Here is a 25,317-nt window from a genome sequence, read left to right as displayed (position 1 = left end):
GGGATGTCAGGCGAAGACGTCCTGCTGGTAGCGGCCGGACGCCTCCAGCGACCGCAACCACACCTCGGCCTGCTCAGCCGTGGCGCCGGTGTGCCGCCGGTGCAGCGCCAGCAGTTCGCCGCGTACGGCCGGGGCCATCCGGGCACCGTCGCCGCAGAGGTAGACGTGGGCGCCCTGTTCCAGCAGCGCCCACACCCGGTCGCCGGCTTCCGCGAGCGCCTCCTGGACGAAGCGGTACGGATGCTCCGGCACCGCCGAGAACGCCAGGTGCAACTCCAGGACGCCGTCGGACTCCCACTGCCGCACCTCGTCGCGGTACAGCCAGTCGTGCGAGGGGTGGCGGCACCCGTAGAAGAGCATCGCCGGACCGCGGGACGGCAGCAGGGCACGCTCCTGAAGGAAGCCGCGAAGCGGCGCGAACCCGGTCCCGGGACCGATCAGGATCATCGGCGTGGCCGGGTCGGCCGGCGGACGGAAGGGCGGCGCCGGCACCCGGACGTGGCCGTAGAAGACGTCACCGGGCCGGAGCCGGGCCAGGTACTGCGAGCACATGCCCCGGTAGCGGCCGTTTCCGGTACGCGACGGCCCGTCCACCAGCCCCACCGTGATCGTCACCAGCCGCGGGTCGATCCGCGGTGACGACGAGATCGAGTAGAAGCGCGGCCGGATCGTGCCGACCAGCTCCAGGAAGACCCCGAACGGCAGCTCGATCGCCGGGAACCGGTCCAGGAGCTGGAGCACCGAGAGACGCTCGGCGACATCCGACAGCTGCCGGGTCGTCCACGGGCACCCGGTGTGCTCCGCGAGCGTGGCGATCTGCCCGCGGGTGGCCGGTTCCTGGAGCTCGACGAACTCGGTGAGCAGCAGACGGGCCGTGACCGGCACACCGATCGGCAGCCCGGTCGGCCGCTCGCCGTCCTGACTCAGCCGGACCACCAGGTCCCGGTTGACGCGCAGGGTGCGCAACGCCCAGTCGACCAGCTCCGGGTCGTTCTTCGCGTACACCGCGAGGTGGTCGCCGGCGGCGTAGGTGACACCGTCCGGTACGCGTACGGTGATCGCCTTGACGCCCGGCCGGGGCGCCTCCCGGCGGAAGTCCCACAGGCCCGCCGGATCGCCGACCAGTTCCTCGACCGCGACGACGCTGATCGGGTACGCCTGCGCCGACACCACGGCCGGCCGGATCTGATCCTCGCCCAGCACTTCCACCTGGTAACGCGGACCCGCCGCGGCCGGGGTGACCGCACCGAAGGACGCGGCCAGGGTCGTCCACAGCTTGTCCATCCAGGCGGTCGCCATGCCGTCGAAGTCACCGGACGCGTCCGTCTCGCCGCGCTCCACCAGCGGCGTCCCTCCCGCCGCCGCGAGCTTGGCGAAAACCCGCTTGGGGTACGCCTGATACGTCGCCCATTGCGTGTTGCCGTTGCCGAGCACCGCGTACCGGACCGAGTCCAGGCTTCCGGGCCGGATCTCCAGCTCGTCGAAGAGCTGCGCGTTGTCCGGCGCCTTGCCGTTGTAGCTGGACGTGACGACGACCAGCAGGCCGTCACCGGGAAGATCGGCGGCGAGGTCGTCGAGGGTCCGCACGGTGACGTCGAAACCGGAGCGCCGGGCCCGATCGGCGACCTGCTGAGCCAGGTCTTCCGAGGTGCCCAGGTTCGACCCGTAGGCGACGCTCATCCGTACCCCCGGCGCTTGAACCTCGGCCACCTCCGGAGCCGGCGCCGAAGGCCGGTCCGCGACCACCAGGCGCTCATGATCCTTGCGGAGGCGAAGCCGCAGCCGGAAGTCCTCGGGCTTGATCGTCAGGGTCTGCTTGATGGTCAGCCGGTGACCCTCCGGGTCGGCGATCGCGAATCGCTGGAGCACCATGGCGAGCGCGAGCCGGGCCTCGGTGAGCGCGAACTGCCGGCCGATGCAGGCGCGCTCGCCGTTGCCGAACGGCTTGTACGCGTGCGGATGCTGCGCGGCCTTGCGTTCCGGCAGCCACCGGTCGATGTCGAAGGTCTCCGGGTCGGGCCAGGCCGCGGGGTTGGTGTGCAGCGGCTTCAGCAGCACGCCGATCTTCTGGTGAGCGGGAACCGGATACTTCCCGCCGAGCACCGTCGCGGAGCGGGACGCCAGACCGATGAACGGGATCGGCGACAGCAGCCGCAGCGTCTCGTCCAGGATCCGCGGGATCACGTCCAGCTTCATGATCGTCTCGTAGGTGGGCACGGTGTCGCCGGGCAGCATCCGGTCCACCTCGGCGTACGCCTGGGCCAGCACGTGCGGGTTGCGCAGCAGCAGGTGCAGCGCGAACGAGAGGGTGCCGCTGGTGGTCTCGTGCCCGGCGATGAGGAAGGTGAGCACCTGGTTGCGGATGTTCTCGTCGGAGAGCCGCTCGCCGGTGACCGGGTCGGTGGCGTCGAGCATCAGCCCGAGCAGGTCGTTCGACTTCTCACCGGAGGAGCGCCGGGCGCGGATGACCTCGTCGACCGTGTCCTGCATGATCGCGATGTCGGATCGGTACCTGGAATCGGCCTTGCGCTTGAGGCTGGTGACCACCGGAAGTTGCCGCGCCCGGTGCATCACCTCGGTCAGAGCATTGCCCATGGCCTGCAGGAACGGGTGCAGTGCCGGCTGCTCGAAGGACTTGAACGACTGCCCGAAGCCGGCCAGCGCGATGGTGTCCAGGGTCAGACGGGTCATGTCATCGGTGACGTCGACCTCGGCGCGTCCCTCCCATGCCCGGACCAGGCCGTCGGCGACCGCGAGCATCTGCGGGAAGTACGCCTTCATCGAGCGCTGACTGAACGCCGAGAGAAGGATCCGGTGCGCCTGACCCCAGACCGCCTCGTCCTCCCGGGCGGTGAAGAGCCCGTCACCGGCGAACTCCCGCACCTCGGCGAGCGGCCCGTCGACCGGCTTGTAGAAGCGCGTCTCGTCGCAGACCTCGGCCACCAGGTCGGGGTCGTGAACGAACACGACGTGCCGGCCGGCCAGGTTGAGCTTGAACAGACCCGCGGGGTGCTGCGCCGCCAGATCGGCGAAGAAACGATGGTTGCCTTCCACCGGAACCTGCAGTCCATTGCCCACGATCGGGAGCCCGCGCGGAGCGGGAATCGCGGCGGTCACGGCGTACCTCCTCAGCCATACGGTGTATGGCGCTACCATACGGCGTATGGCTGAGGGCGCAAAACCGGTTGATCAACGGTTGACAAAGGACGGGATCCTCCAAGCCGCGCTGCGCATCGTGGATGCCGAGGGCGTCGAGTCGCTCAGCATGCGCAAACTCGCCGCCGACCTGGGCGTCAACCCGATGTCGATCTACCACCACGTGGAGAACAAGGCGGCGCTGCTCGACGGGCTCACCCGGCTGATCACCCGGGGCGCCGAGCACATCGAGGTCGGCGAGGGCACCTGGCAGGAGCAGTTGCGCCGGCTGGCGTACGAGTTCCGCGAGCTCAGCCTGGCCCACCGCAACCTCATCCGGTACGCCTTCGCGACCGACGACGTCATCCGGCGCGACGGTCCGATGTGGCGCACCCTCTGCACCGTGCTGCGCAGCGCCGGGCTCGCCGAGTCCGAGGTGGAGCGCACCGGCGCCGTCCTCGCCGTGCTGGTCGGCGGGCTGCTGCACACCGAGGTGAACGGGACGATGCGCCGGCTCGTCGGGGACGGCGAGGCCGACGACACCGGGTTCGCCCTCGCCGTGGAACTGCTGATCGACGGCGTAGCCGCTCGCGCTTTGAACTAAGCCCGCGCGCTTCGAACAAAGCCTGCGTGTGACCGGTCCGCGTGATTTGATCAAAGCGCCGGGTAACACGTCCGAAACTTCCACCTGCGAGCATTCCGGGGCGCGATCAGGAGGTCTCTTTTGTTCCTCAGCCAGCACGAGCAGGAACGCCTGCTCATCCACGTCGCCGCGGATGTCGCCCGGCGCAGGCGCGAACGAGGTCTGCGGCTCAACTACCCGGAAGCCACCGCGATCATCACCGCGTTCCTGCTCGAAGGGGCGCGCGACGGGCGTACCGTCGCTGAGCTGATGGACGCCGGCCGGCGGGTGCTGACCCGCCAGGACGTGCTCGACGGCGTACCCGAGATGCTGGCCGAGGTGCAGGTCGAGGCCACCTTCCCGGACGGCACGAAGCTGGTCACCGTGCACGGGCCGATCTCATGACGATCCCCGGCGAGATCCTGTTCGGCGAGGGCGACATCGAGATCAACCCGGGCCGCCCCACCGTTGCCCTGACCGTGCGCAACACCGGCGACCGCCCGGTTCAGGTCGGCTCGCACTTCCACTTCGCCGAGTCCAACGCGGCCCTCGAGTTCGACCGCGCGGCCGCCTGGGGCCACCGGCTGGCCATTCCGGCCGGCACCTCGGTCCGCTTCGAGCCGGGCATCCCACGCGACATCACCCTGGTGGCGCTCGCCGGCGCACGTGTCGTGCCCGGCCTGCGCGGCCTGGCCGGCGGCGCGCTCGACCGGCCGGCGGCGGCACCCGGACCCGACCCCACCGACATCGAACCGGCCGGCTCCCTGGACGAGGACACCGGCGAGGGCGAGCACAACGGGAGCCCGCGATGACCACATTGGATCGTGGCCGGTACGCCGCCCTCTACGGACCCACCACCGGCGACCGGGTCCGGCTCGCCGACACCAACCTGCTCATCGAGATCGAGGAGGACCGCAGCGCCGGGCCGAGACCCGGTGACGAGGTCGTCTTCGGCGGTGGCAAGGTGATCCGCGAGTCGATGGGCCAGTCCCGCGCCACCCGCGCCGAGGGCACCCCGGACACCGTGATCACCGGCGTGATCGTCCTCGACCACTGGGGCGTCATCAAGGCCGACGTCGGCATCCGCGACGGCCTGATCGTGGCGATCGGCAAGGCCGGCAACCCGGACACCATGGACGGTGTGCACCCCGGCCTGGTGATCGGCGCCGGCACCGAGATCATCGCCGGTAACGGCAAGATCCTCACGGCCGGCGCGATCGACAGCCACGTGCACCTGATCAGCCCGACCATCCTGGACACCGCGCTCGCCTCCGGCATCACCACGATCATCGGCGGCGGCACCGGGCCGGCCGAAGGCACCAAGGCCACCACGGTCACCCCGAACGCGTGGCACCTCGCCCGGATGATGGAGTCGCTGGACAGCTGGCCGATAAACGTTCTCCTGCTCGGCAAGGGCAACACCATGTCCGCCGAGTCGCTGTGGGAGCAGCTGCGCGGCGGTGCCGGCGGCTTCAAGCTGCACGAGGACTGGGGCACCACCCCGGCCGCGATCGACGCCTGCCTAGGCGTGGCCGACGCCTCCGGGGTGCAGGTGGCGATCCACACCGACACGCTGAACGAGGCCGGCTTCGTCGAGGAGACGCTGCGGGCGATCGCGGGACGGTCGATCCACGCGTACCACACCGAAGGAGCGGGCGGCGGCCACGCGCCGGACATCATCACCGTCGCGTCGCACCCGAACATCCTGCCGTCGTCGACCAACCCGACCCGGCCGTACACCCGCAACACCCTCAGCGAGCACCTCGACATGCTGATGGTCTGCCACCACCTGAACTCGGCCGTGCCGGAGGACCTGGCCTTCGCCGAGAGCCGGATCCGGCCGTCCACCATGGCCACCGAGGACTACCTGCACGACCTGGGCGCGATCTCGATGATCGGTTCGGACTCGCAGGCGATGGGGCGGGTGGGCGAGGTGATCACCCGTACCTGGCAGACCGCGCACGTCATGAAGGAGCGCCGCGGTGCGGCGCCGGGCGACGGCGCCGCGGACAACAACCGGGCTCGCCGTTACGTTGCGAAATACACCATCTGCCCCGCCATCGCACACGGCATGGACGCCCATGTGGGCTCGGTCGAGCCGGGGAAGCTGGCCGATCTGGTGCTGTGGGACCCGGTCTTCTTCGGGGTACGCCCGGCGCTGGTGATCAAGGGCGGCATGATCGCGTACGCGCAGATGGGCGACGCGAACGCCTCCATCCCGACGCCCCAGCCGATGCTTCCCCGGCCGATGTTCGGCGCGTACGGCGTGGTGCCGGCACAGACCTCCGTGGCGTTCGTCGCGCCGGCGGCGATCGACGCGCTGCTCAACGACCGGATCGGCGTCAAGCGGGCCCTTGTTCCGGTGGGCGACACGCGGTCGGTGGGCAAGGCGGACATGCCGCTCAACGACGCTCTGCCCCGGATCGAGGTCAAGGCGGATACGTTCGAGGTCCGGATCGATGGGTCGGTCATCGAGCCCTCCCCGGTCGAGTCGTTGCCCATGGCTCAGCGGTATTTCCTGTTCTAATGCGCGAGCAGGGGCGGTTTTCGGCGGGTGATGGCCCACTCCGGGCGGTCCGGCTTGATCCCTGCGTGGGCCATCACCCGCCGAAGACCTTGCCCGGCTGGGCGGGGTGCCGCGAGGTTGCGCTATGAGTTTGGCGACCCTGCTGTTGCTTGCTGATGGGCGGTTGCCGTCGGGTGGGCATGCGCATTCGGGTGGGCTGGAAGCTCAGGTGGCGGCTGGGCGGGTGAAAGAGATCAGCGGGCTGGACGGGTTTCTTCGAGGGAAGCTCGCCACCGGTGGACTCGTGTCGGCGGCTTTTGCTGCGGCGGCCTGTGCGGATGTGACTCGTTTCTCGGAGCTCGATCTGGGCCTGGACGCGCGTACTCCGTCGCCCGGTCTGCGTCGGGCGTCGCGGGCGCAAGGGCGGGCGTTGCTGCGGGCTGGGCGGGCGATGTGGACCTTGCCGGCGGCGGTCGGGCGGGAGCCGCATCAGCCGGTTGCGCTGGGCGCGCTGGCGGCGGCCGCCGGGCTGTCGCCCGTCGAGGTGGCGGTTGCGGCGGCGCACGGCAGCATCACCGGTCCGGCCAGTGCGGCGGTCCGGCTTCTTGGTCTTGATCCGTACGCGGTGCACGCGCTCCTGGCGCGGCTTGCCCCTGAATGTGACCGGGTCGCGGCGGTCGCCGCGGAACGGTCCGGTGACCCGGTCGACGAACTGCCGGCCGCGGGCGCTCCCCTGCTCGACATCGGCGCCGAGCACCACGCCACCTGGGAGGTGCGTCTCTTTGCATCCTGACCTGCACGAACACGGCCCCGACGAAACCCCGCACACCCATCCCGAACCGGGTGTGGATCCGCACGCCCCGCTGCACACCGGAGCCCGCGCACTGCGCGTCGGGATCGGCGGTCCGGTGGGGTCCGGCAAGACCGCGCTGGTCGCGGCGTTGTGCCGGGCGCTCGGGGCGGAACTGCGGCTGGCCGTGGTGACGAACGACATCTACACCACCGAGGACGCGGACTTCCTGCTGCGCAACGGCGTACTGCCGGCCGAGCGGATCCGCGCGGTGGAGACCGGATGCTGCCCGCACACGGCGATCCGGGACGACATCTCGGCGAACCTGGACGCGGTCGAAGACCTGGAGGCCGCACTCGGGCCGCTGGACCTGGTGCTGGTGGAGAGCGGCGGCGACAACCTGACCGCGACGTTCAGCAAGGGTCTGATCGACCAGCAGATCTTCGTGGTGGACGTGGCCGGTGGGGACAAGGTGCCGCGCAAGGGCGGCCCGGGCGTGACCACCGCCGACCTGCTCGTGATCAACAAGACGGATCTGGCTCCGCTCGTCGGCGCGGATCTGTCGGTGATGGAACGCGACGCCGCGGCACGGCGCGGTGACCTGCCGACGGTGTTCCTCTCGCTGGCCGAGGACAAGGCGGCGACCCCGGTCGCCAGCTGGATCCGCGGTCTGGTGGCGTCGCGGGTCTGACGGATGCGGGCCAGGGCACACATCGTCGCGGAGTCCGACGGGCGCGGGGGCACCCGGCTGGCCGTACTGCACGGCGAGTCACCGCTGCTGCTGCGCCGCACCGGGCGGCGCGGCGATGGCCGGCCGATCGTCCACCTGGTGGGCGGCGCGGCCGGGCCGCTACGCGGCGACGACCTGCGGCTGGACATCGAGGTCGGGCCGGGCGCCTGGCTGGAGATGCTCAGCGTGGCGGCGTCGCTCGCGCTGCCCGGCCGGCCGGCGCCGGCCTCGCGGCTGACGGTCACCGCGACGGTGGCGGCCGGCGCCACGCTGCGCTGGCTGCCGGAGCCGCTGATCGCGGCGGCCGGCTGCGACCATGTCGCGATCACCCGGGTCGCGGTCGAAGCCGGCGGGTCGCTGCTGTGGCGCGACGATCTGGTGTGCGGCCGGCACGGTGAAGAACCCGGCGATGTACGGGCGGACGCGCTGATCTCGTATGCCGGCACCACCCTGTACCGCCACGAGCTGACCGTCGGGCCTCGAGCGCCGGGGTGGGACGGCGCCGCGGTGCTCGGCGGTGGACAGGCGGTGGGCACCCTGGTGGCCGCCGGGTCCGATCTGCCGGCACCCGGCATCGCCGGGCCGAACGCCGCCGTGATGCCGCTGGCCGGCCCGGGCATCCTGGCCACGGCGGTCGGCAGCGACATCCGCGAGGTTTGCCGGGCCCTCGACCCGCTGTGCCGTTCGCCTCTCATACCGGTCCCCGGGTAAGGCCGTCCAGGACTCGCCGCAGGCCCCAGAGGAACTGCTCGGTGCCGATCCAGCCGGACATCACGTCGACGGCGGCCGCAGTCCGTGGGAACGTCTCCGCGGGCACGTGAGCCATCGCCGCCCGACGGGCGGCTATCCGGTCCGGCTCCGGCGCGAGGGCGCCGGCCTGTGGGACGTCGGCGACCTCGAGCGCTATCGCGCCCAGGACATAGACCATGACGAGGTACGCCGCGCGGGCCGCCGCCTCCGCCGGAAGCCCGGCCCGGGCCAGCACCTCCAGCAGGCGCTCGCCGAGCAGCAACGCCTCCGGACCGTTCATCGCCCCGCCCAGCAGCAACGGCACCGCACCGGGATGGGCGGTCAGCCGGCTGCGCAGGTCCAGCGCGAGCGCCTCCACGTCGGTCCGCCACTCGCCGCCGTTGTATGCCGCTCGGTTCAGCTCGCCGAGAAGCCGCTCCACCAGCGCCTGCTCGATCGCCGACTTATCCGGGAAGTACGTATAAACCGCATTCGGTGACACGCCGAGCGCCGCCGCGATCCGGCGGATCGACGCCGCATCGGGACCGTCGGCGTCCATCAGCGTGAGTGCGGCGTCCAGCACACCGCCCTCGCTGAGCGCGCGTTTCGGGCCGGGTCTGCGCTTGGGCTGGGTCATGCCACCTCCTTGACTTATCTCTGCACACCGTAGAACATTCTCACCATGATAACTCTGCACGGCGTACAGAAATGGGGTTGAGGTGACTCTTCAGCGAGTGACGGGATGGCTCTTCGTGACGGCCGCGGTGAGCTTCGCAGTCGCGTCGAGCCTGCTCTCGGCGACCTTCGACTGGCCCGACATCCTGCGCGAGCCCGCCCCGGTGGTGCTCGAGTCCTTCCACGACGGCGGCGCCGGTCTGATCTGGACCTGGTTCGCCGTCGCGTGGACTTACGGGCTGCTCGGCGTACCGGTGCTATTGCTGGCCGGCGCCCTGCGCCGCCACCGCGACCCGGTCCTGCGGGCGGCCGGCGCGATCGGCGCGGCCTCGGCTCTGCTCTCCCTGATCGGCTTCCTGCGCTGGGTGTTCGTGGTTCCGGCGCTGGCCACGTCCTGGGCCGGCGGCGACCGGCAAACCCGGATCGCGGTGGAGGCGGCCTGGACGGCCCAGCACCAGTTCGGCGGGGCGATGCTCGGCGAGCACCTGGGGCAGGTGCTCGCGGTGGCCTGGTCAGCGACGGTCGCCGTGGTAGCGCTGCGGTCGGCGGCACTGCCCGGATGGATCGGCTGGACCGGACTGGCCGCCTCGATGTTGTACCTGCTCAACCAGGGTGACGTGCTGGCGACCGCGGTGCCCGGCTTCCCGGTGTGGGAGCCGGCCGGGCTGGTCGGGAGCACGTCGTGGGGACTGTGGATCGCCGCGCTGGGTGTGGTGCTGGTGAAGCGCGGAGGGCGGCCGTCGGCCGCCCTCCGTGACTGCTCTTCCTCCGCTCAGGCGGCGACCGCTATCGGTACGCCGTGAGCGTCGGTCAGGGCCAACCGGGTGTGCAGGCTCCCCTGCTGCGCCACCTTCGCGAAATACTCCGTCCGCCGGCGCTGCAGGCATCCCTTCCGGGTCCGGGGCCCGCCCGCCGCGACGGTGAGAAGCTCCGGCGCCAGCGAACTGTTCAGACCCTCACGCAGCAGCCGCAACGCCTCGGTCCGCAGCTGCGAGATCCGTGACTCGGTCACCCCGAGCCGTGCCGCCACCTCGCTCAGCGGCTGTTCCTGCAGGAAGGACTCCTCGACGACCTGGCGCAACCGCTCCGGCAACGCCTGGACGGCCTGATGCAGGTAGCCGAGTCGTTCCCGCTTCAGCAGCAGGTCCTCCGGCCCCTCGGACGTCTCCGGCACCATCTCCTCGGCCGCACCGGTGGGAAAGCCCTGGAGGCTGAGCAGCGACGCCTTCTGCACGTCGTCCTCGACGCTGGCCAGTTCCGAGACACCGATCCCGAGCACCTCGGCCACCTCGGCATCGCTCGGCGTACGGCCCAGCGCGGCGGTCAGTTCCTGCCGCGCCACGGCCGCGCGCCGCGCCCGGGCCCGTACCGACCGGCTGGCCCAGTCCTGACCCCGGAGCTCGTCCAGCAGAGCACCCCGGATCCGGACCGCGGCGAACCGGTGGAACGGGATGCCACGCGTCACGTCGAAGGAGCGGGCGGCGCCGAGCAGGGCCGCGAACCCGGCTGACGAGAGGTCATCTGAGTGGACGTGGCCGGGTACCCGGTTGAGCAATTCCCGGACCAGATGGCCAACCATCGGCATGTGTTCGCGGATCAGGTCCTCGATGTCGCGCCCCGAGGGCACGTCGTGCGCGGTGCCGATGGTGGCGGGGAGTTCGGTCGTGGTGGTCACGTAGTCCTCCTCGCTCGTACGAACCGGCTGGTGAAAACCGGCTGACGAGAAGAACAGTGGCCGCCCTAAGGTGCAGCGGAGCCCGAACTCGGTTGCTTTTGCGGAGTTTTTTCACGAAAAACCTCAGCCCCACCGGGACTAGCACGGACCCACGCCAACCGTGCCGCGAAAGGACCGACCCGGATGGGCCGGCCGCGGAGGCCTTACCGGGTGGGTCAGTGCAGAACCGGCATCCGAGGTGCCAAAACCTCGGCCAGCTCCGCGTGCACCCACGCCATCCGCCGCACAGCGACGTCCGGGTGGTCCCCGAACTCGGTGGCGACGCCGGCCGCGCACCCGTCGCTGCCGTAGCGAAGGATCATCGTGGTGATCGCCTGCTCGACGATCGCCCGGGTGGGACACTCGGACGGCTGCAGGTACGAGACGAACAGCGCCTCGGCGGCCAGGTCCCGGACTGTGCTGATCATGTCGAACTCCCCGATGTCGACGACCTGCTAGTTGTTGGTGCGATCCTGGCCGACGAACGTCGGCGCTCGATGAGGGCCATCCCGTGTGGTCATCGCCCATCATCCTCGTGGATGGCACACACCAGCCGGCAGCCACGCCGTGCGGAAGGACCGCGATCAGGGCGGTTCCGGTTCGTCGCCCTCGTACGCGTCGGAGCGAAAGCGCCAGTCAGTATCGGGTTCACCGTAACGCGGCGATCGGTCCTCCGGCCTCTGGTTTCCGCCGGTCTCCGACTCGATCGCCGCGTTTCGTCACTCCTTTGTCCCGCAGTCCGCCGGGTCACAGGCCTCCAGGGACTGACCCGGGTCCGGCGGTGGAGGGATGCTGTGGCTGGGTTTCGGGTCCGGATCGTCCGACTCCGGCGGCGGGGGCGGCTCGATCGTGTCCGACGCGTCGGGTGCGGGCGAGGACGACGTGCCACCACCACCGCCCGGCTTGGAGCTGTTGCTGGGGACGGGAATCGGCTTGTTGGGCGGCTTGGGGTTCGAGCTCCTGGTCGGCGAGCCGGTCGGCCGGATCACCACGTCACCGCTGGGCCCTATCGAGACACCCGAGGACGGCGTGCTGTTCGCGTCGCCGAGACGGACGTTGCCGTCGGAGAGGTGCTCGACCGGCCGGGACGGCTCACCGGGCTCGCCGGACACGTAGGTCTCGCAGGTCTCGCCGTTGAGCTTGAAGACCATGGGCGCCCTGTTGCTCTCCGAATAGCGGCCGGTGAGCTGCATGGTGGTGGTGCGCTGGGACTCCAGCGGCGCCGCCGAGGTGACCTTGACGGCCCGGTCCTGCTGGTCCAGGGCGATTTTGCCGTTGCCGGAGACGACCTGGTCACCGGGGAGCAGGAACCACAGGTCCCAGTCCGGCAGCGCGGTGGCGGCCCGGTTCGCCAGGGTCAGCTGGGCCTTGAACCGGCCCTGGGTGTCCGACCAGACCGCGTAGCTGACCACGCACTGGCCGGCCGGCGGGACGACGCTGGGCTGCGGCGCCGTCACCGCTCCGGCGGCCTTGTTGTCGCGCGGCTGCCCGATCGCGGTCCAGCCCCAGGTGAGGGCGCTGAGCAGCGCGACCGTACCGGCGACCACGACGACCCGCCGGATCCGCACCTGGGTCCGGCTGGTGCCCTGCGGGCGGCCGGGCGGGGATCCCGCCGGGGGCCCGCCGGCACCGGGCCGCAGCGGGGGCTGTGCGGCCGCTGCGGGCACCGGCGACCGCTCGGCGGGCCGGGGCTCCCCCGGAGCCTTCCCGGACTCTGTGACGGCCGCTGAGACCACCGGATGCACCGCGTCCGGGTCGGTCGCGCCCTCCGTGCTGACCGTGCCCAGCTCGGCGGCTGCCGGACCGAGCCCGGTGTACGGGTACCCGGAGGGGAGGATGAAGGTGTCCTCGCTGTCCTCCCAGTCGGCCTCGAAGCCGGAGGTGATCAGCGGGGCGGAGGCCGAGAGGCCGGCCAGCACGTGCGCCATCTCGGCGCTGGACGGCCGGTCCGCCGGCCGCTTCTCCAGGCAGCGGCCGATCAGCGCGTCCACCGCGGGCGGGAGCCCGTCGACGGGCGGCATGGGCTCGGGCTCGGTGTACTGGTGGGCGCGCAGTAGCGCGGTGGTCGTACCCACGTCCCACGGCAGCTGCCCGATCAGCATCCGGTAGATCAACAGGCCGACCGCGTAGACGTCGGTGGCCGGGCTGACCTGGCCGCCCTCGAGCCGCTCGGGCGCCAGGTAGGCCGGGGTGCCCAGCAGGGCGCCGTCGTCGTCGGTGTCGTTCTCCCCGATCAGCGCGGAGATGCCGAAGTCGACGACCTTGGCGCCGCTCGGGGTGAGCATGACGTTGGCCGGGGTGACGTCGCGGTGCACGATGCCGCGCGCGTGCGCGGCGGCCAGGGCGGCCGCGACCTCGGCGCTGATCCGCACGGCGGACGGCCACGGCAGCACCCGGACCCGGGCCAGCACCGCGGCCAGCGACTCGCCGTCGACCAGCTCCATGACGACATACGGCACCGGCTCACCGTCGACCGTGGTGGCCTCGCCGTAGTCGTAGACGTTGGTGATGTTCGGATGCGTGAGCCGCGCCGCGGCCTGCGCCTCCGCACGCAATCTGCGTCGGAACGAGGGATCGGCACTCGTCGAGGGCGGCAGGACCTTGACGGCGACCTGGCGTCCCAGCACTTCGTCGAACCCTCGCCAAACCACTGACATCCCGCCGGCACCGAGCCGCTCGACCAGTCGGTAACGACCAGCGAGCAGTCCCGAACCGGGCAGGTCCGTCGTGCTCATGTGCCCCCACATGCGCGCTTCGAGGAAAACGCCGGGCCGCACCGCCATGCCGCCCGCCGCCGGGCGAGTCGGGCCCACCGTCGGACCCCGAGCATCCCCCATCGACGGCGAGGATGTTAGTCCCTATCGGTCACCAGTTCGACCCGGGATACCGGGATCTACCAGGGGCTAGTTACGGTCCGTTGGTGGCTGTAACCCCCTCCTGTGGGGCACGGCACCGCCCCGGAAAGGGTTTTCCGGTACTGCGCGCACACGTAGCGCCACGACACGGCATGACGGACGTCCGATTCGTCGGAACTTGCGTCTTCAACCTTGTCCATGTGTCGTTGATCGGCCAGTTCACGATCGGTCAACAAGTTGCTACGCAGAGAGATCGAATCTGTCCAAGATCTGTCAGCCACGCGTACGGGTGACCGTAAGGCTCCGCCGCACCGCCGCAACCACCCCCGAAGCCGGCGAATGCGGCAACGCGAGCCCGGCCACCACCGGCGCCCCGCCGGCCGGAACGGCGCCCAGCTCGGTCAGGAAGGCCCGCATCGGCCCCCACTTCTCGTAGATCACCAGCACGACGTCGCCCGGACCGGCGAGTCGCAGCGCCCGGGTCACCGCCTCCCGGTAGCTGTCCGCGCGTACCGCTCGCAACTGCGGGCGGCGCGCACGCATCTCCCGCTCGACCAGAGCGGAGACCTCGCCGGAGGCACGGCCGCGCGGATCACAGTCGTCGTAGAGCACCGCCCGGGTCACCCCGTCGGCCAGCACCTGCGCCGAGGCGGCCAGCAGATCGTCCCGGCGGTCGCCGGGGAGGGTGACGGCCGCTACGCAGCGTTCCGAGCCCCAGAGCCGGTGAAGAGTACGCAGCGTAGCGGCGAGCGCTGCCGGGTTGTGGGCGTAATCGAGAAAAATCGAGACCTCACCGTGACGGAACAGCGTGCCGCGGCCCGGATTGTCGATGCTCGGGTCGAATTCGCCGAGCCGGTCCACCAGCGACTCGGGGCGTGCGCCGAGCGCGCGGGCGGCCGCGATGGCGGCCAGGGTGTTCGCCGCCACGTGCAGCGCCGCTCCCCCGTACGCGCCGGGCACGTCGGCCAGCCGGACCAGCGGCGTCCGGCGCGCACCGGTCGCCTGCACCAGCCAGCCGTCGTGCAGCACGTACGCCGTGGCCCCGCGGGCCAGATGCTCGGTCACCACCGGGTTCTCCGCGTCCAGGCCGAACCAGACGAGGCGTTTGCGGTCCGCGCGTACCCGGGGCCGGTCGGGCAGGGTGCGCACCCACGGGTCGTCGGCGTTCAACACCAGCGTGCCGCCGTCCCGGACCCGCTCGGCGACCAGCGCCTTGACGTGCGCCACATCCTCGATCGAGGCCAGCCCGTCCTGCCCCAGGTGGTCGGCCGTGATGTTGGTGATCACCCCCACGTCGGACCAGTCGTAGCCGAGCCCGCGCTTGAGCAGCCCGCCCCGCGCGGTCTCCAGGACGGCCACCTCGACCTGCGGGTCGCCGAGCACCATCTGCGCCGACCTCGGCCCGGTCGCGTCCGAGACGTGGACCGTACGGCCGTCGATGCTGACCCCGTCGCTGCTGGTCATGCCCACCCGGGTGCCGTTGCCGCTGAGCAGATGGGCGGTGAGCCGGGTGACGGTGGTCTTGCCGTTGGTGCCGGTGATCACCACGGTGGGGATCCGCCCGTCCGAACCACCGGGGAACATCGCCCGCACGATCGCGTCGCCCACGTCCCGGGCCCGTCCGTGTACCGGCGCGAGGTGCATCCGCAAACCGGGTACCGCGTTGACCTCGATCACCCCGGACGTGACCTCGTCCGGTTCGCCGAGCGGCGGCACCGGCGCCGCGATGTCCGGCAGCCGCAGGTCGATGCCGGCGATGTCCAGGCCGACCAGCGCGGCGACCCGCTGGCAGAGCCGGGTCACATCCGGATGGACCTGGTCGGTGACGTCCCGGCTGGTCCCGCCGGTGGACAGGTTGGCGTTCTGGCGCAGCCACACCGCCGTACCGGCGGCCGGCACGCTCTCCAGGGTCTGCTTCTGAGCGTGCAGCAGTCGTTCCGCGGTCTCGTCCAGTTCGATCCGGGTGAGTACGCGGGAGTGGCCGGCACCCCGGCGCGGATCGGCGTTGGCGCGCTCGACCAGTTCCCGGACGCTGAGCCGGCCGTCGCCGACGACGTGCGCGGCGATCCGCTCGGCGGCCGCCACCACCTCGCCGGCGACCACCAGGACCCGGTAGTCCCGTCCACCGAGCTGCCGCTCGACGACCACGTCGCCGCCCGCCTCGGCACAGGCCCGCTCCACATCGGCCGGGGTGACCAGGTTCAGCGCCACGTTCCGGCCGTGGTGGCCGTGCCGGGGTTTGACCACTACCGGCGAACCGAGTTCGGCGAGCAGGCGTACCGCCTCCGCCGCGCCGGCCGCCGCGCCGCCGGGCGCCACCGGGATGCCCGCCTCCCCGAGCAGGCGCCGGGTGACGTGCTTGTCGCCGGCGATGTCCACACCGACGCCGCTGGTCCGGTCGGTCATCGCGGCCCAGGCCAGCCGACGGCGGAAGCCCCAGCCGAGCCGGACCAGGCTGAGGTCGTCGAAGCGCTCCACCGGGATGCCGCGGCGGCGCGCCGCCGCGATGATCGACCGGGTACTCGGTCCGGTCGCCTCCCGCTCGGCCAGAGCCGCCAGGCCGGCCAGGCGGCGGGACAGGGTCTCCACGGACGGGATCGTCGTGCCCGCGTGCACCTCGAGCACCAGGTCGATCGCGGTCTCCAGCAACTCCCCCGGTACGCGTGACTCCGGCGACTCGTCCACCGGGCACTCGAGGATCACGTCGTAGAGGCCGGGCTCACCGGCCGCGACGGTCCGGCCGAAGTTGACGTCCCGGCCGATCAGCTGGGAGAGCTCGATGCAGACGTGCTCGGTGACGTGGCCGAAGTACGTGCCGTTGCGCAGCCGGCTGACGAACCCGCCCGGTGCTCCGGCGGCGCAGTGGTGCTCGGCGAGCCCGGGCAGGGCCCGCAGCAGGCGCTCGGTGAAACCGGTGACGTCGCTGGTCTCCTGCCCGGTCAGCTCCTCGAGGCGCAGCCGGGCGACCACCGCCGGCCGGGACAGGTAGACGTTGGGGCCGCGCAGGCGGCGCAGACTGTCGATCTTCATGCGGCTCGTCCCCGTTCTACGGCCGGTTGACGGCCCGTGAGGTGGAAGGTGTGACCCGCCGGCAGCACGTGGATGCGTGCCCCGGCCAGCGCGATCGGCCCGGCCGGCGGAACCTGGATGTCGGTGGCGCACCCGGCGTCGACGACCGTCACGGTGCCGCTGCCGAGCACCTCGAACCGGTCGCCGTCGGTCAGGATCGCGGTGTCCTCGTCGATGCCGACACCGAGCTCGTGCGGATAGCAGGCGACCGCGGCGAGCAGCCGGTTGAGCCGGCCTCGCTCGGAGAAGTGCTGGTCGATCAGGACTCCGGGCAGGAACTCCAGGCCCGGGCCGGTGCTGACACAGCCCGCGGTCACGCCCGGTTCGTCGCCGCCGGTGATCATCGTGGCGGACATCACCGCGGCGCCCGCACTGGTTCCGGCGAGCACCACCGCACCGGACCCGACCAGCACCTGCAGCAGCGAGTCGGCCGCCGTGCCACCGATCACCCGGGTGATCCGCTCCTGGTCACCGCCGGTGAAGAAGACGCCGGTGGCCGCGCGCAGCACCGGCTCGACGCCGGGCGCGTTCGCCTCGATCCGGGAGGTGAGGCGGAGCGGGCGCACCGAGCCGGCGCCGAGCGCGGAGAACTTCTCGACGTACGCCGCCTCGGCGGTCTCCGGCGACTCGCTGGCGGTCGCGATCACCACGATCTGTGCGGCCGCCGCACCGGCCAGTTCGACGAATCGCAGCAGCAGAGCCGGTCCGGCGGCCCCACCCATGATCAGAAGCCGGCCCTCCACCGCGCCTCCTCAGTGCGGCCGAAGCAGAAAGGCCTGAAAGCAGAAGCCCGCAGGCCGAAGCCCGGCGGCAGAACCCGATCGGGCTACTCCTGAGGGTATTCGGAACAAATACGAAACATCCGGCTAATTGGAGTTGTCTGGCAACAGGTGCTTGACCTCCGGCGGTCCCTCGGCCAGCGCGATCACCCGCTCCTCGGCCTGCTCGTCCGCCCCGGTCAGCCGTCCCTCGTGCTGGCGCAGATGCTCCGCCCAGGTCGGCACCAGATAGACCTCGACGAAGACAGCCGGGTCGGCGCCGTCGCGGAACAGCCCCCACTGCGTCGCCCCGGTACGCTGCCGCGACCAGCGGAGCTGCCGCATCCCGGCAGCGAAGGCCTCGGCGTTGGCCGCGGGCACCCGGAACGTCGCGGAGACCAGGATCGGACCCTCGTCCAGGTGCGGCTGGAGCATCAGGTGCGGTTCCGCCCAGAAGACGGCCGGGGTCTGGTCCTGCTCCTCGTGGGTTCGCACGGGCAGCACCCGTACGCTCAAGGCACCCACCAGCATCACCACCGCGGCCGCGCCGAAGGTCTCGGTGAGGCCGGAGGCCTCGGCGACCTGGCCCCACAGCAGCGCGCCCACCGCCTGGCCGCCGGCGAAGAACAGCTGATAGATGGCGAGCGCCCGGGCACGCACCCAGTTCGGCAGGAGCAGCTGCAACGCGGCGTTCATCCGCGAGACCAGCATCATCCAGGCCAGACCCGCTCCCACCAGCACGACGGTGACCGGGACCGCGTGCGGCACGGTCGCGACGACCGCCAGCGCCGCGGCGTAGACCAGCCCGGTCGCGACGATCATCTGATCCGGGCTGAACAGCATCCGGGCCCGCGGCATCAGCAGCGCGCCGATGATCGCGCCCATCCCGAGCGCCGCGAGCAGCACGCCGTAACCGCTCGCCCCCATCCCGAGTTCCTCGCGGGCGATCAGCGGCAGCAGACCCCAGATCGCGCTGCCGGGCAGCACGAAGAGCAGCACCCGGCCCAGGATCCGCCGGATCACCGGCGAGTACCGCACGTACCGCCCGCCGGCGCGCAGCGCCGACCCGAAGTGCTCCGGGTGCTCGGCCGGCGTCCGCGGTGGCCGCCGCCAGGCGAGCAGGACCAGCGCGAACACCGCGAACGAGAGGGCGTTCAGCGCGAACACGGCGGCCGAGCCGAGATGCGCCACCAGCAGGCCGCCGACCGCCGGCCCGGCCGAACGCGCGAGGTTGGTGTTGACGGCGCCCAGCGCGGAGGCGGCCGGCAGCTCGTCGTGCGGCACGATCTCCGGGATCAGCGCCTGCCAGGACGGCAGCGTCAGCGCCTGCCCGGCGCCGAGCAGGAAGGTGAAGAAGAGCAACCACGCGGGCGGCATGTGGTCCAGCCAGGTGAGCGCGGCCAGCGCCGCACCCACCCCGAAGAGCCCGATCTGTACGCCGAGCAGCAGTCGCCGCCGATCCAGGGTGTCCGCCAGCGCTCCGGACGGCAGGGCGAAGAGCAGCACCGGCAGCATGGTGACGGCCTGCACCAGGCTCACCCAGGTCGCCGCGTCCGGCTCGTGCACCACCAGCCATTGCGCGCCGACGGTCTGCATCCACGTGCCGACGTTGCTGGCGAGCGCCGCCAGCCAGAGCATCCGGAACACCGGTTGACGCAGAGGAGCCCACGGGTCGGTAACGGTCACCGTCGCCGGGTACCCGGACCGGGCCGGGGCAGCACGGCACGCTTGTCGCCGATCGTGTGCCCCTCGGTGCAGCGCATCTCGACGCTCACCTCGGCGCCGCACTCCCGGTGGGCGTACTCGATCGGCGGCCCCTCGGGATCGGCCAGGTACCGGTTGCCCCACTCGGCGACCGCGATCAGCACCGGGTAGAGGTCGAAGCCCTTCTCGGTCAGCCGGTACTCGTGGCGGACCCGGGCGCCCGGCTCCTGGTAGGGCACCCGGCGCAGCACCCCGTGCTCGACCAGGGCGGCCAGCCGGTTCGTCAGCACCTGACGCGGGATGCCGGTGTGCACCCGCATGTCGTCGAAACGCCGGATCCCGTTGAAGACGTCACGCAGCACCACGATGGTCCACTTCTCGCCGAGGATCGCCATCGCCCGGCTGATCGTGCAGTTGTCGGCGGACCAGTTCAGGGCGTCCGCGGGTGTGACGTTTCCGACCATGCCGTCGAGGCTAGGTCTCGTTGACAGACGCAGCAAGCCCGTGGCAGCCTGCGTCCATGACGCAGACTCAGGATGCTCCCGCTTCGGCCCGCACCCGCACCTACAGCTGGAGCGACCCGACCGAGCACGCCGCGCTGCTCGGCCGGCGCAGCGGCCTCGAGCTGCTCCGCGCGATGTCCGCCGGCGAGCTGCCCCCGCCGCCGATCATGCACCTGATCGACGCGGCCGGCATGCGGGCCGAGGAGGGCAGCGTCACCCTCGAGCTGGACCCGCAGGAGTTCCACTACAACCCGCTGGGCACCGTGCACGGCGGCGTGATCTCCACCCTGCTGGACACCGCCGCCGCCTGCTCGGTGCACAGCACGCTGCCGGCCGGCGTCGGCTACACCAGCATGGACCTCAACGTGAAGTTCCTCCGCGCCGTCACCGTCGACTCCGGCCGTCTCACCTGCACCGGCACGGTCCTGCAGCGCGGGCGCCGCACCGCACTGGCCGAGGCCCGCCTCACCGACGCCGCCGGCCGCCTGGTCGCTCACGCGACCTCGAGCTGCCTGCTCTTCGAGCTTCCCGCCCGCTAGCGGGAAAGCCACCAGCCTGGGCCCGGCGGTCGCGCTGGGGCCGAGACCGGCGCCCGGCTCGCGCGGAGCTTCCGGGGACGGCCTCGGCTCGGCGCGACTGGGTTGACCCGTACCTCAAGAGGGTTTCAGGCGGTTCTTGCGAGCCTCGCGCTTCTCCTCGAAGCGCGCGGCCTGGGTTTCCAGCTCGCGCATGTGCGCGGCGAGCTCCTCGCGCGCCTTCTCGCCTTCCGCGCCCACGTCGGTGCGGTCCCAGACGTCCCACTGGCGCAGCACCGGCGCCAGCACCTCGTCGCGATGCTGGCGCAGGTCGTAGATGCCGGCCAGCGCGATCGACAGCGCCTTGCGGCCGAAGCCCTCGATGTTGGCGCCGGGCATCTGGAAGCCGGCGACGACGTCGGTGACCGCACGCATCGCCTGGTCGGGTGCGTGGTCGAAGGCCGCCGCAAGCAGGTTGCGGTAGAAGACCATGTGCAGGTTCTCGTCGGCGGCGACCCGGGCGAGCAGCTGCTCGGCGATCGGATCACCGGTGGCCCGGCCGGTGTTGCGGTGCGAGATGCGGGTGGCCAGCTCCTGGAAGGCCACGTAGGCCACCGAGTGCAACAGCTCGTCGGGATGATCGTTCGTGTAGCCGGACTCCATATGGGTCATCCGGGCGCGTTCCAGAGCGATCGGGTCGACGGCGCGGGTCACGGTCAGATAGTCGCGGATGGCGATCCCGTGCCGCCCCTCCTCCGCGGTCCACCGGTGCACCCACGTGCCCCACGCGCCGTCACGGCCGAAGAGCGTGGCGATCTCGTGGTGATAAGAGGGCAGATTGTCCTCAGTGAGCAGATTGACGATCAGCGCGGTACGCGCCACATCGGGTAAATCCGAATCGTCCGGGCGCCAGGGTTCCCCGTCGAGCACACCGTCGAAGGTGCGCCCGGAACTCCACGGCACGTACTCGTGTGGGAACCACTCCTTGGCCAGCGACAGATGCCGGTCGAGGTTGGTGGCCACCACGGGCTCGAGCTCGATCAGAAGTGCGGTCTGGTCCAGCGGCACCCCGTCAAGGTAACCGCCGGACCAGGGCGACGTCAGCCTGCTGAGACAACCGGTTGCAGATCGGCGGCCGGCGGAGTCCAATCCGCGGCGGAAGCCTCCACCTGCTCGCCGGAGCGGATGTCCTTCACGGTGTCCGGCGAGCCGGGGAACCACACGTACGGAATACCGCGCCGGTCGGCGAACTGGATCTGCTTGCCGAACTTGGCGGCGGTCGGGGCCACCTCGGTCGGGATGCCCCGCCGGCGCAGCGCCGTGGCGATCCGGTCGCAGCCGGAGCGCTTGTCCTCACTGGGCACCGCGACCACCACACAGGTCGGCACCGACCGGGAGACAGTCAGCGCGTTCTGCCCGAAGAGGATGCCGAGCAGCCGGGAGACGCCGATGGAGATGCCGACGCCCGGGAAGCGGGTGTTGCCGACCGAGGCGAGGGTCTCGTAGCGGCCGCCGGAGCAGACCGAGCCGAACCGCTCGTAGCCACGCAGCTGGGTCTCGTAGACCGTGCCGGTGTAGTAGTCCAGCCCGCGCGCGATCTTCAGCTCGGCGACGACCAGGCCGGGCGCGTGCTCGGCGGCGGTCTCGACGACCTGGAGCAGCTCGCTGAGGCCCTCGTCGAGGAGCGGGTCGGTCACGCCGAGGGCGCGGACACGGTCGACGAACGAGCCGTCGGATGCCGAGATCTCGGCCAGTTTCAGGCAGGCGGCCGCCTGTGCGTCGGTGGCGCCGGCCGTCTCGACCAGCGCCGCCGCGACCTTGTCCGGGCCGATCTTGTCGAGCTTGTCGACGGTACGCAGCACCTGCGCGGTGTCGGGCAGCCCGAGACCGCGATAGAAGCCCTCGCACACCTTCCGGTTGTTGACCTGGATGATCGCCTGCGGGATGGGCAACGACCGGAACACGTCGCCGATCACCAGCGGCATCTCGGTGTCGAAGTGGAACGGCAGGGTGTCCCGGTTCACCACGTCGATGTCGGCCTGGAGGAACTCCCGGTAGCGGCCCTCCTGCGGCCGCTCACCACGCCACACCTTCTGAATCTGGTAGCGGCGGAACGGGAACTGCAGCTTCCCGTTGTTCTCCACGACGAACCGTGCGAACGGGACGGTCAGATCGAAGTGCAGGCCGAGCTGATCATCCGAGGTCGCCGACTCCTCCTGGAGACGGCGCAGCAGGTAGATCTCTTTGGACGTCTCGCCCTTGCTGAGCAGCGTCTCGACCGGCTCGACGGCACGCGTCTCCAGCGGGGCGAACCCGTACAGCTCGAAGGTGGACCGGATCTTGTCGAGCACGAACTGCTCGATCATGCGCTGCGGCGGCAGCCATTCGGGAAAACCGGAAATAGGCACAATTTCTCCAGAGATCAGAAGCCGCGGCCGGGCGCGCCGGTCAGCTCCCGCAGGTACGGGTTCGACGCGCGCTCACGGCCGATGGTGGTGGCCGGACCGTGGCCGGGCAGCACGACGGTGTCATCGGCCAGCGGCAGGATCTTGTCCCGCAGGCTGGCCATCATCGTCGGGGTGCTGCCACCCGGCAGGTCGGTGCGTCCGATGGATCCCGCGAAGAGCACGTCCCCGGAGAAGCAGAGTTCCTCGGAGGTGTCGCCCGGCAGGCGGAACAGCACCGACCCGCCGGTATGGCCCGGAGCGTGGTCGACGGTCACCTCGAGGCCGGCGAGGCTCAGCACCGCGCCGTCGGTCAGCTCGGCCACATCGTCGGGTTCCGAGTACTGCAGGCGGCCGCCGAAGAGCTGATTGAGGTCGGCACTGAGACCCTTCGCCGGATCGGCCAGCATCTCCAGGTCGGCGGGGTGCACATACGCCGTGATGCCGCGCGCGCCGCAGACCGGCGCCACCGAGAAGGTGTGATCCAGGTGCCCGTGCGTGAGCAGCACCGCGGCCGGCGACAGCCGGTGTTTCGCCAGCACCTCGTCCAGCTGGTCGAGCACGCCGATGCCCGGGTCCACGATCAGGCACTGCTCGCCCGGACCGGCGGCCACCACATAGCAGTTGGTGCCGAAGGCCTCAGCCGGAAAGCCGGTGACGAGCACGGTGACGACCTCTCTGGGATGGGTCCGAATCGTAACGAGCCTAGCCGGACCTCCGCACACCACTTTCTCAGGAGGTACCCGTACACTCTTGCGGGCGTGTGGCGTGCCGCACCCCTTGACATGCACAGGGAAGGACAGCGTTCGGTGGCTTCCAGCAGGGACCGGCAGCGCAAGCTCGCGCGCGCGAAATACGACCGGCAGATGGCCCGCCGGGCCGAGCGGGAGCGCCGCCGCCGTCGAATCTGGGCCGGTGTCGGCACCGTGACGGCACTCGTCCTGGTCATCGCCGGCGGTGCCTGGATCGGTGGCGCCTTCGACGGCGATGAATCCACCGAGACCGAGGCCGGTGACGTCTGCCTCTGGACCCCGCAGAGCGCGTCGGCCAATCCCGACCTCAAAGAGGTCGGCACACCGCCCACCAAGGACCTGCCGCAGACCGGTACGGAGACCATGACGATCAGCACCGACAAGGGTGCGCCGATCGTCGCGAGCCTGGACCTGGCCAGTGCGCCGTGTGCCGCGGCGAGCATCTCCTACCTGGCCGGCAAGACGTTCTACGACAACACCGAGTGCCACGAGATCACCGCTGACGGCGCGCTGCGCTGCGGTGACCCGAGCGCTACCGGCAACGGCGGCCCGACGTACAGCTTCTACGACGAGAACGTGCCGTCGGCTCCGGCGCCGTCGCCGAGCGCGAGCGCCGCCCCGGCCGGCACCGTCCTCTACCCCAAGGGCACGGTGGCGATGATCGGCAACCCACCCGGCGCGAACAGCAGCCAGTTCCTGATCTTCCTGAAGGACTTCAGCCCGGCCGAGCCGCAGTACTCGATCATCGGCCAGGTGACCGGTGGTCAGGACACCCTGACCGCCATCTCCAAGATCGCTACGGTCGAGAACGCCACGGGTGACAAGGTCAAGCCCAAGGAGAAGATCACCATCAAAACCCTGACCGTCGGCGCGGCCGCCGCCTCCGCGGCCCCCTCGGCAAGCACCCAGTCGTGAGTTTCGTGATGGACGAAGACAGCAGCAGGGAGAACACCGTGTCGTCGATCAAGGACCGGCAACGCGCGGCGGCGCGGGCCCGGCTCGAGAAGGAGATGGCCGAGCGTGCGACAGCCGCACGCAAGCGCCGCCGCCAGCGGGCGATCCTCGGCTCCGCACTCGCGGTGGTCGTCATCGCCGGTGCGGCCGTCTGGGTCGTCAGCGTCATGAACAAGGACGACAAGAAGACCAGCGCGGCGGCCAAGGCCGGCACCGTGTCCTGCACCTGGACCCCGTCCGACGAGTCGACCGGCGGCAAGGTGAAGGACGTCGGCCTGCCACCGACCAGCGTGCCGAACGTCGGCACCAGCACGCTCACCCTCGACACCAACCTCGGCCCGATCGAGGCGACCATCGACCTGTCGAAGGCCCCGTGCACCGGCGCCAGCTACAAGCACCTGGCGGAGAAGAAGTTCCTCGACAACACCAAGTGCCACCGGCTGGTCAACGAGGCCTCGTTCAAGGTCCTCCAGTGCGGTGACCCGTTCGCCACCGGCAAGGGCTACCGCGACAGCGACGGCACCGGCGGCCCGAGCTACACCATGGTCGAGGAGAACCTGCCGACCGACACCGCCAAGCCGTACCCGGCGGGCTCCATCGCGATGGCGAACACCGGCCAGCCCGGCAGCACCGGCAGCCAGTTCTTCATCGTCTCCGAGGACACCCAGCTCCAGCCGAACTACACGCTGCTCGGCACGATCACCAAGGGTCTGGACGTCGTCAAGGACGTGGTCAAGGCCGGCGATGACGGCGCCTTCAAGGAGTCGGCCGGCGGCGGTCACCCCAAGAAGGAACTGACGATCAAGACCATGACGGTCTCCTGAGCGAGTAGTACGAAAGGGGCGGCCTCCCGCGGGAGGCC

At 71.0% G+C, this 25,317-nt stretch carries 23 protein-coding genes; 11 read left to right on the top strand and 12 right to left on the bottom strand.

Features of this window, described 5'->3' with window-relative positions; genetic code table 11:
* Window positions 1-6 precede the first annotated feature (6 nt).
* Window positions 7-3,117, bottom strand: a complete 3,111-nt coding sequence (locus I4J89_RS32505; protein ID WP_309238566.1) for a bifunctional cytochrome P450/NADPH--P450 reductase — start codon at window positions 3,115-3,117, stop codon at window positions 7-9.
* A gap of 46 nt (window positions 3,118-3,163) precedes the next feature.
* On the opposite strand from I4J89_RS32505, the gene I4J89_RS32500 reads away from it, so the two are divergent.
* The 7 genes from I4J89_RS32500 (at window position 3,164) to I4J89_RS32470 (ending at window position 8,494) form a co-directional block, all read left to right on the top strand.
* Window positions 3,164-3,739 (top strand): TetR/AcrR family transcriptional regulator, encoded by a 576-nt coding sequence (locus tag I4J89_RS32500; RefSeq protein WP_196417960.1) that lies wholly within the window; start codon window positions 3,164-3,166, stop codon window positions 3,737-3,739.
* A gap of 120 nt (window positions 3,740-3,859) precedes the next feature.
* Entirely contained in the window at window positions 3,860-4,162 is a 303-nt protein-coding gene (locus I4J89_RS32495; RefSeq protein ID WP_196417959.1) for an urease subunit gamma, read from the top strand.
* Window positions 4,159-4,569, top strand: a complete 411-nt coding sequence (locus I4J89_RS32490; RefSeq protein ID WP_196417958.1) for an urease subunit beta — start codon at window positions 4,159-4,161, stop codon at window positions 4,567-4,569. Before I4J89_RS32495 ends, I4J89_RS32490 begins: the two co-directional genes overlap by 4 nt.
* Entirely contained in the window at window positions 4,566-6,284 is a 1,719-nt protein-coding gene (locus I4J89_RS32485; protein WP_196417957.1) for an urease subunit alpha, read from the top strand. The genes I4J89_RS32490 and I4J89_RS32485 overlap by 4 nt, the downstream gene beginning before the upstream one ends.
* A gap of 124 nt (window positions 6,285-6,408) precedes the next feature.
* Entirely contained in the window at window positions 6,409-7,056 is a 648-nt protein-coding gene (locus I4J89_RS32480; protein ID WP_196417956.1) for an urease accessory protein UreF, read from the top strand.
* Window positions 7,046-7,744: an urease accessory protein UreG gene (gene ureG / locus I4J89_RS32475; protein ID WP_196417955.1), complete on the top strand. Its 699-nt coding sequence runs from the start codon at window positions 7,046-7,048 to the stop codon at window positions 7,742-7,744. The genes I4J89_RS32480 and ureG overlap by 11 nt, the downstream gene beginning before the upstream one ends.
* Window positions 7,745-7,747: 3 nt before the next feature.
* Window positions 7,748-8,494 (top strand): urease accessory protein UreD, encoded by a 747-nt coding sequence (locus tag I4J89_RS32470; RefSeq protein WP_196417954.1) that lies wholly within the window; start codon window positions 7,748-7,750, stop codon window positions 8,492-8,494.
* Here the strand turns inward: I4J89_RS32470 and I4J89_RS32465 are convergent.
* On the bottom strand, window positions 8,475-9,149 hold the full coding sequence (locus I4J89_RS32465) for a TetR/AcrR family transcriptional regulator (RefSeq protein WP_196417953.1): 675 nt from the start codon (window positions 9,147-9,149) through the stop codon (window positions 8,475-8,477). The two genes, I4J89_RS32470 and I4J89_RS32465, sit on opposite strands and share 20 nt — an antisense overlap.
* Before the next feature lie 97 nt (window positions 9,150-9,246).
* Between I4J89_RS32465 and I4J89_RS32460 the strand changes: the two genes are divergently transcribed.
* Entirely contained in the window at window positions 9,247-9,990 is a 744-nt protein-coding gene (locus I4J89_RS32460; protein ID WP_309238565.1) for a DUF4386 domain-containing protein, read from the top strand.
* On the opposite strand, the gene I4J89_RS32455 is transcribed toward I4J89_RS32460, so the two are convergent.
* The 7 genes from I4J89_RS32455 to I4J89_RS32425 form a co-directional block, all read right to left on the bottom strand.
* A complete protein-coding gene (locus tag I4J89_RS32455) occupies window positions 9,960-10,862 on the bottom strand; it encodes a sigma-70 family RNA polymerase sigma factor (protein ID WP_196417951.1) in 903 nt (300 codons plus the stop codon). The two genes, I4J89_RS32460 and I4J89_RS32455, sit on opposite strands and share 31 nt — an antisense overlap.
* A 215-nt stretch (window positions 10,863-11,077) precedes the next feature.
* Complete coding sequence (locus tag I4J89_RS32450) at window positions 11,078-11,329, bottom strand: hypothetical protein (protein WP_196417950.1); 252 nt, start codon at window positions 11,327-11,329, stop codon at window positions 11,078-11,080.
* A 291-nt stretch (window positions 11,330-11,620) separates the two neighbouring features.
* Window positions 11,621-13,636 carry a serine/threonine-protein kinase gene (locus tag I4J89_RS32445; protein WP_230859987.1) on the bottom strand — a complete coding sequence of 672 codons (2,016 nt, stop codon included), beginning with the start codon at window positions 13,634-13,636 and terminating at the stop codon, window positions 11,621-11,623.
* 393 nt (window positions 13,637-14,029) lie between these two features.
* Complete coding sequence (gene cphA, locus I4J89_RS32440) at window positions 14,030-16,786, bottom strand: cyanophycin synthetase (RefSeq protein ID WP_196417949.1); 2,757 nt, start codon at window positions 16,784-16,786, stop codon at window positions 14,030-14,032.
* Window positions 16,783-17,568 carry a cyanophycinase gene (locus I4J89_RS32435; RefSeq protein ID WP_309238564.1) on the bottom strand — a complete coding sequence of 262 codons (786 nt, stop codon included), beginning with the start codon at window positions 17,566-17,568 and terminating at the stop codon, window positions 16,783-16,785. Before I4J89_RS32435 ends, cphA begins: the two co-directional genes overlap by 4 nt.
* Before the next feature lie 123 nt (window positions 17,569-17,691).
* A complete protein-coding gene (locus tag I4J89_RS32430) occupies window positions 17,692-19,269 on the bottom strand; it encodes an MFS transporter (RefSeq protein ID WP_309238563.1) in 1,578 nt (525 codons plus the stop codon).
* Window positions 19,266-19,751: a winged helix-turn-helix transcriptional regulator gene (locus I4J89_RS32425; RefSeq protein ID WP_196417948.1), complete on the bottom strand. Its 486-nt coding sequence runs from the start codon at window positions 19,749-19,751 to the stop codon at window positions 19,266-19,268. Before I4J89_RS32425 ends, I4J89_RS32430 begins: the two co-directional genes overlap by 4 nt.
* Before the next feature lie 56 nt (window positions 19,752-19,807).
* On the opposite strand from I4J89_RS32425, the gene I4J89_RS32420 reads away from it, so the two are divergent.
* The gene (locus I4J89_RS32420) at window positions 19,808-20,329 is read left to right on the top strand and encodes a PaaI family thioesterase (protein WP_196417947.1); all 522 of its coding nucleotides are present in this window, start codon (window positions 19,808-19,810) and stop codon (window positions 20,327-20,329) included.
* A gap of 114 nt (window positions 20,330-20,443) precedes the next feature.
* Here I4J89_RS32420 and I4J89_RS32415 read toward each other — a convergent pair whose 3' ends face one another.
* The 3 genes from I4J89_RS32415 to I4J89_RS32405 are packed head-to-tail and all read right to left on the bottom strand — an operon-like array spanning window position 20,444 to window position 23,414.
* Window positions 20,444-21,373, bottom strand: coding sequence for an acyl-ACP desaturase (locus tag I4J89_RS32415; RefSeq protein ID WP_196417946.1), 930 nt, complete (start codon window positions 21,371-21,373; stop codon window positions 20,444-20,446).
* Between the two features lie 32 nt (window positions 21,374-21,405).
* Window positions 21,406-22,713, bottom strand: coding sequence for a histidine--tRNA ligase (gene hisS / locus I4J89_RS32410; RefSeq protein WP_196417945.1), 1,308 nt, complete (start codon window positions 22,711-22,713; stop codon window positions 21,406-21,408).
* A gap of 14 nt (window positions 22,714-22,727) precedes the next feature.
* Window positions 22,728-23,414 carry an MBL fold metallo-hydrolase gene (locus tag I4J89_RS32405; protein WP_196417944.1) on the bottom strand — a complete coding sequence of 229 codons (687 nt, stop codon included), beginning with the start codon at window positions 23,412-23,414 and terminating at the stop codon, window positions 22,728-22,730.
* Window positions 23,415-23,558: 144 nt separating this feature from the next.
* Between I4J89_RS32405 and I4J89_RS32400 the strand changes: the two genes are divergently transcribed.
* Both I4J89_RS32400 and I4J89_RS32395 read left to right on the top strand, forming a co-directional pair.
* Window positions 23,559-24,416 (top strand): peptidylprolyl isomerase, encoded by an 858-nt coding sequence (locus I4J89_RS32400; protein ID WP_196417943.1) that lies wholly within the window; start codon window positions 23,559-23,561, stop codon window positions 24,414-24,416.
* 38 nt (window positions 24,417-24,454) lie between these two features.
* Window positions 24,455-25,279: a peptidylprolyl isomerase gene (locus I4J89_RS32395; protein ID WP_196418102.1), complete on the top strand. Its 825-nt coding sequence runs from the start codon at window positions 24,455-24,457 to the stop codon at window positions 25,277-25,279.
* Window positions 25,280-25,317 lie beyond the last annotated feature (38 nt).

This window comes from Actinoplanes aureus, from assembly GCF_015704865.1.
GTDB lineage: Bacteria > Actinomycetota > Actinomycetes > Mycobacteriales > Micromonosporaceae > Actinoplanes > Actinoplanes aureus.
This window is presented reverse-complemented; position numbering and strand designations above follow the sequence as displayed.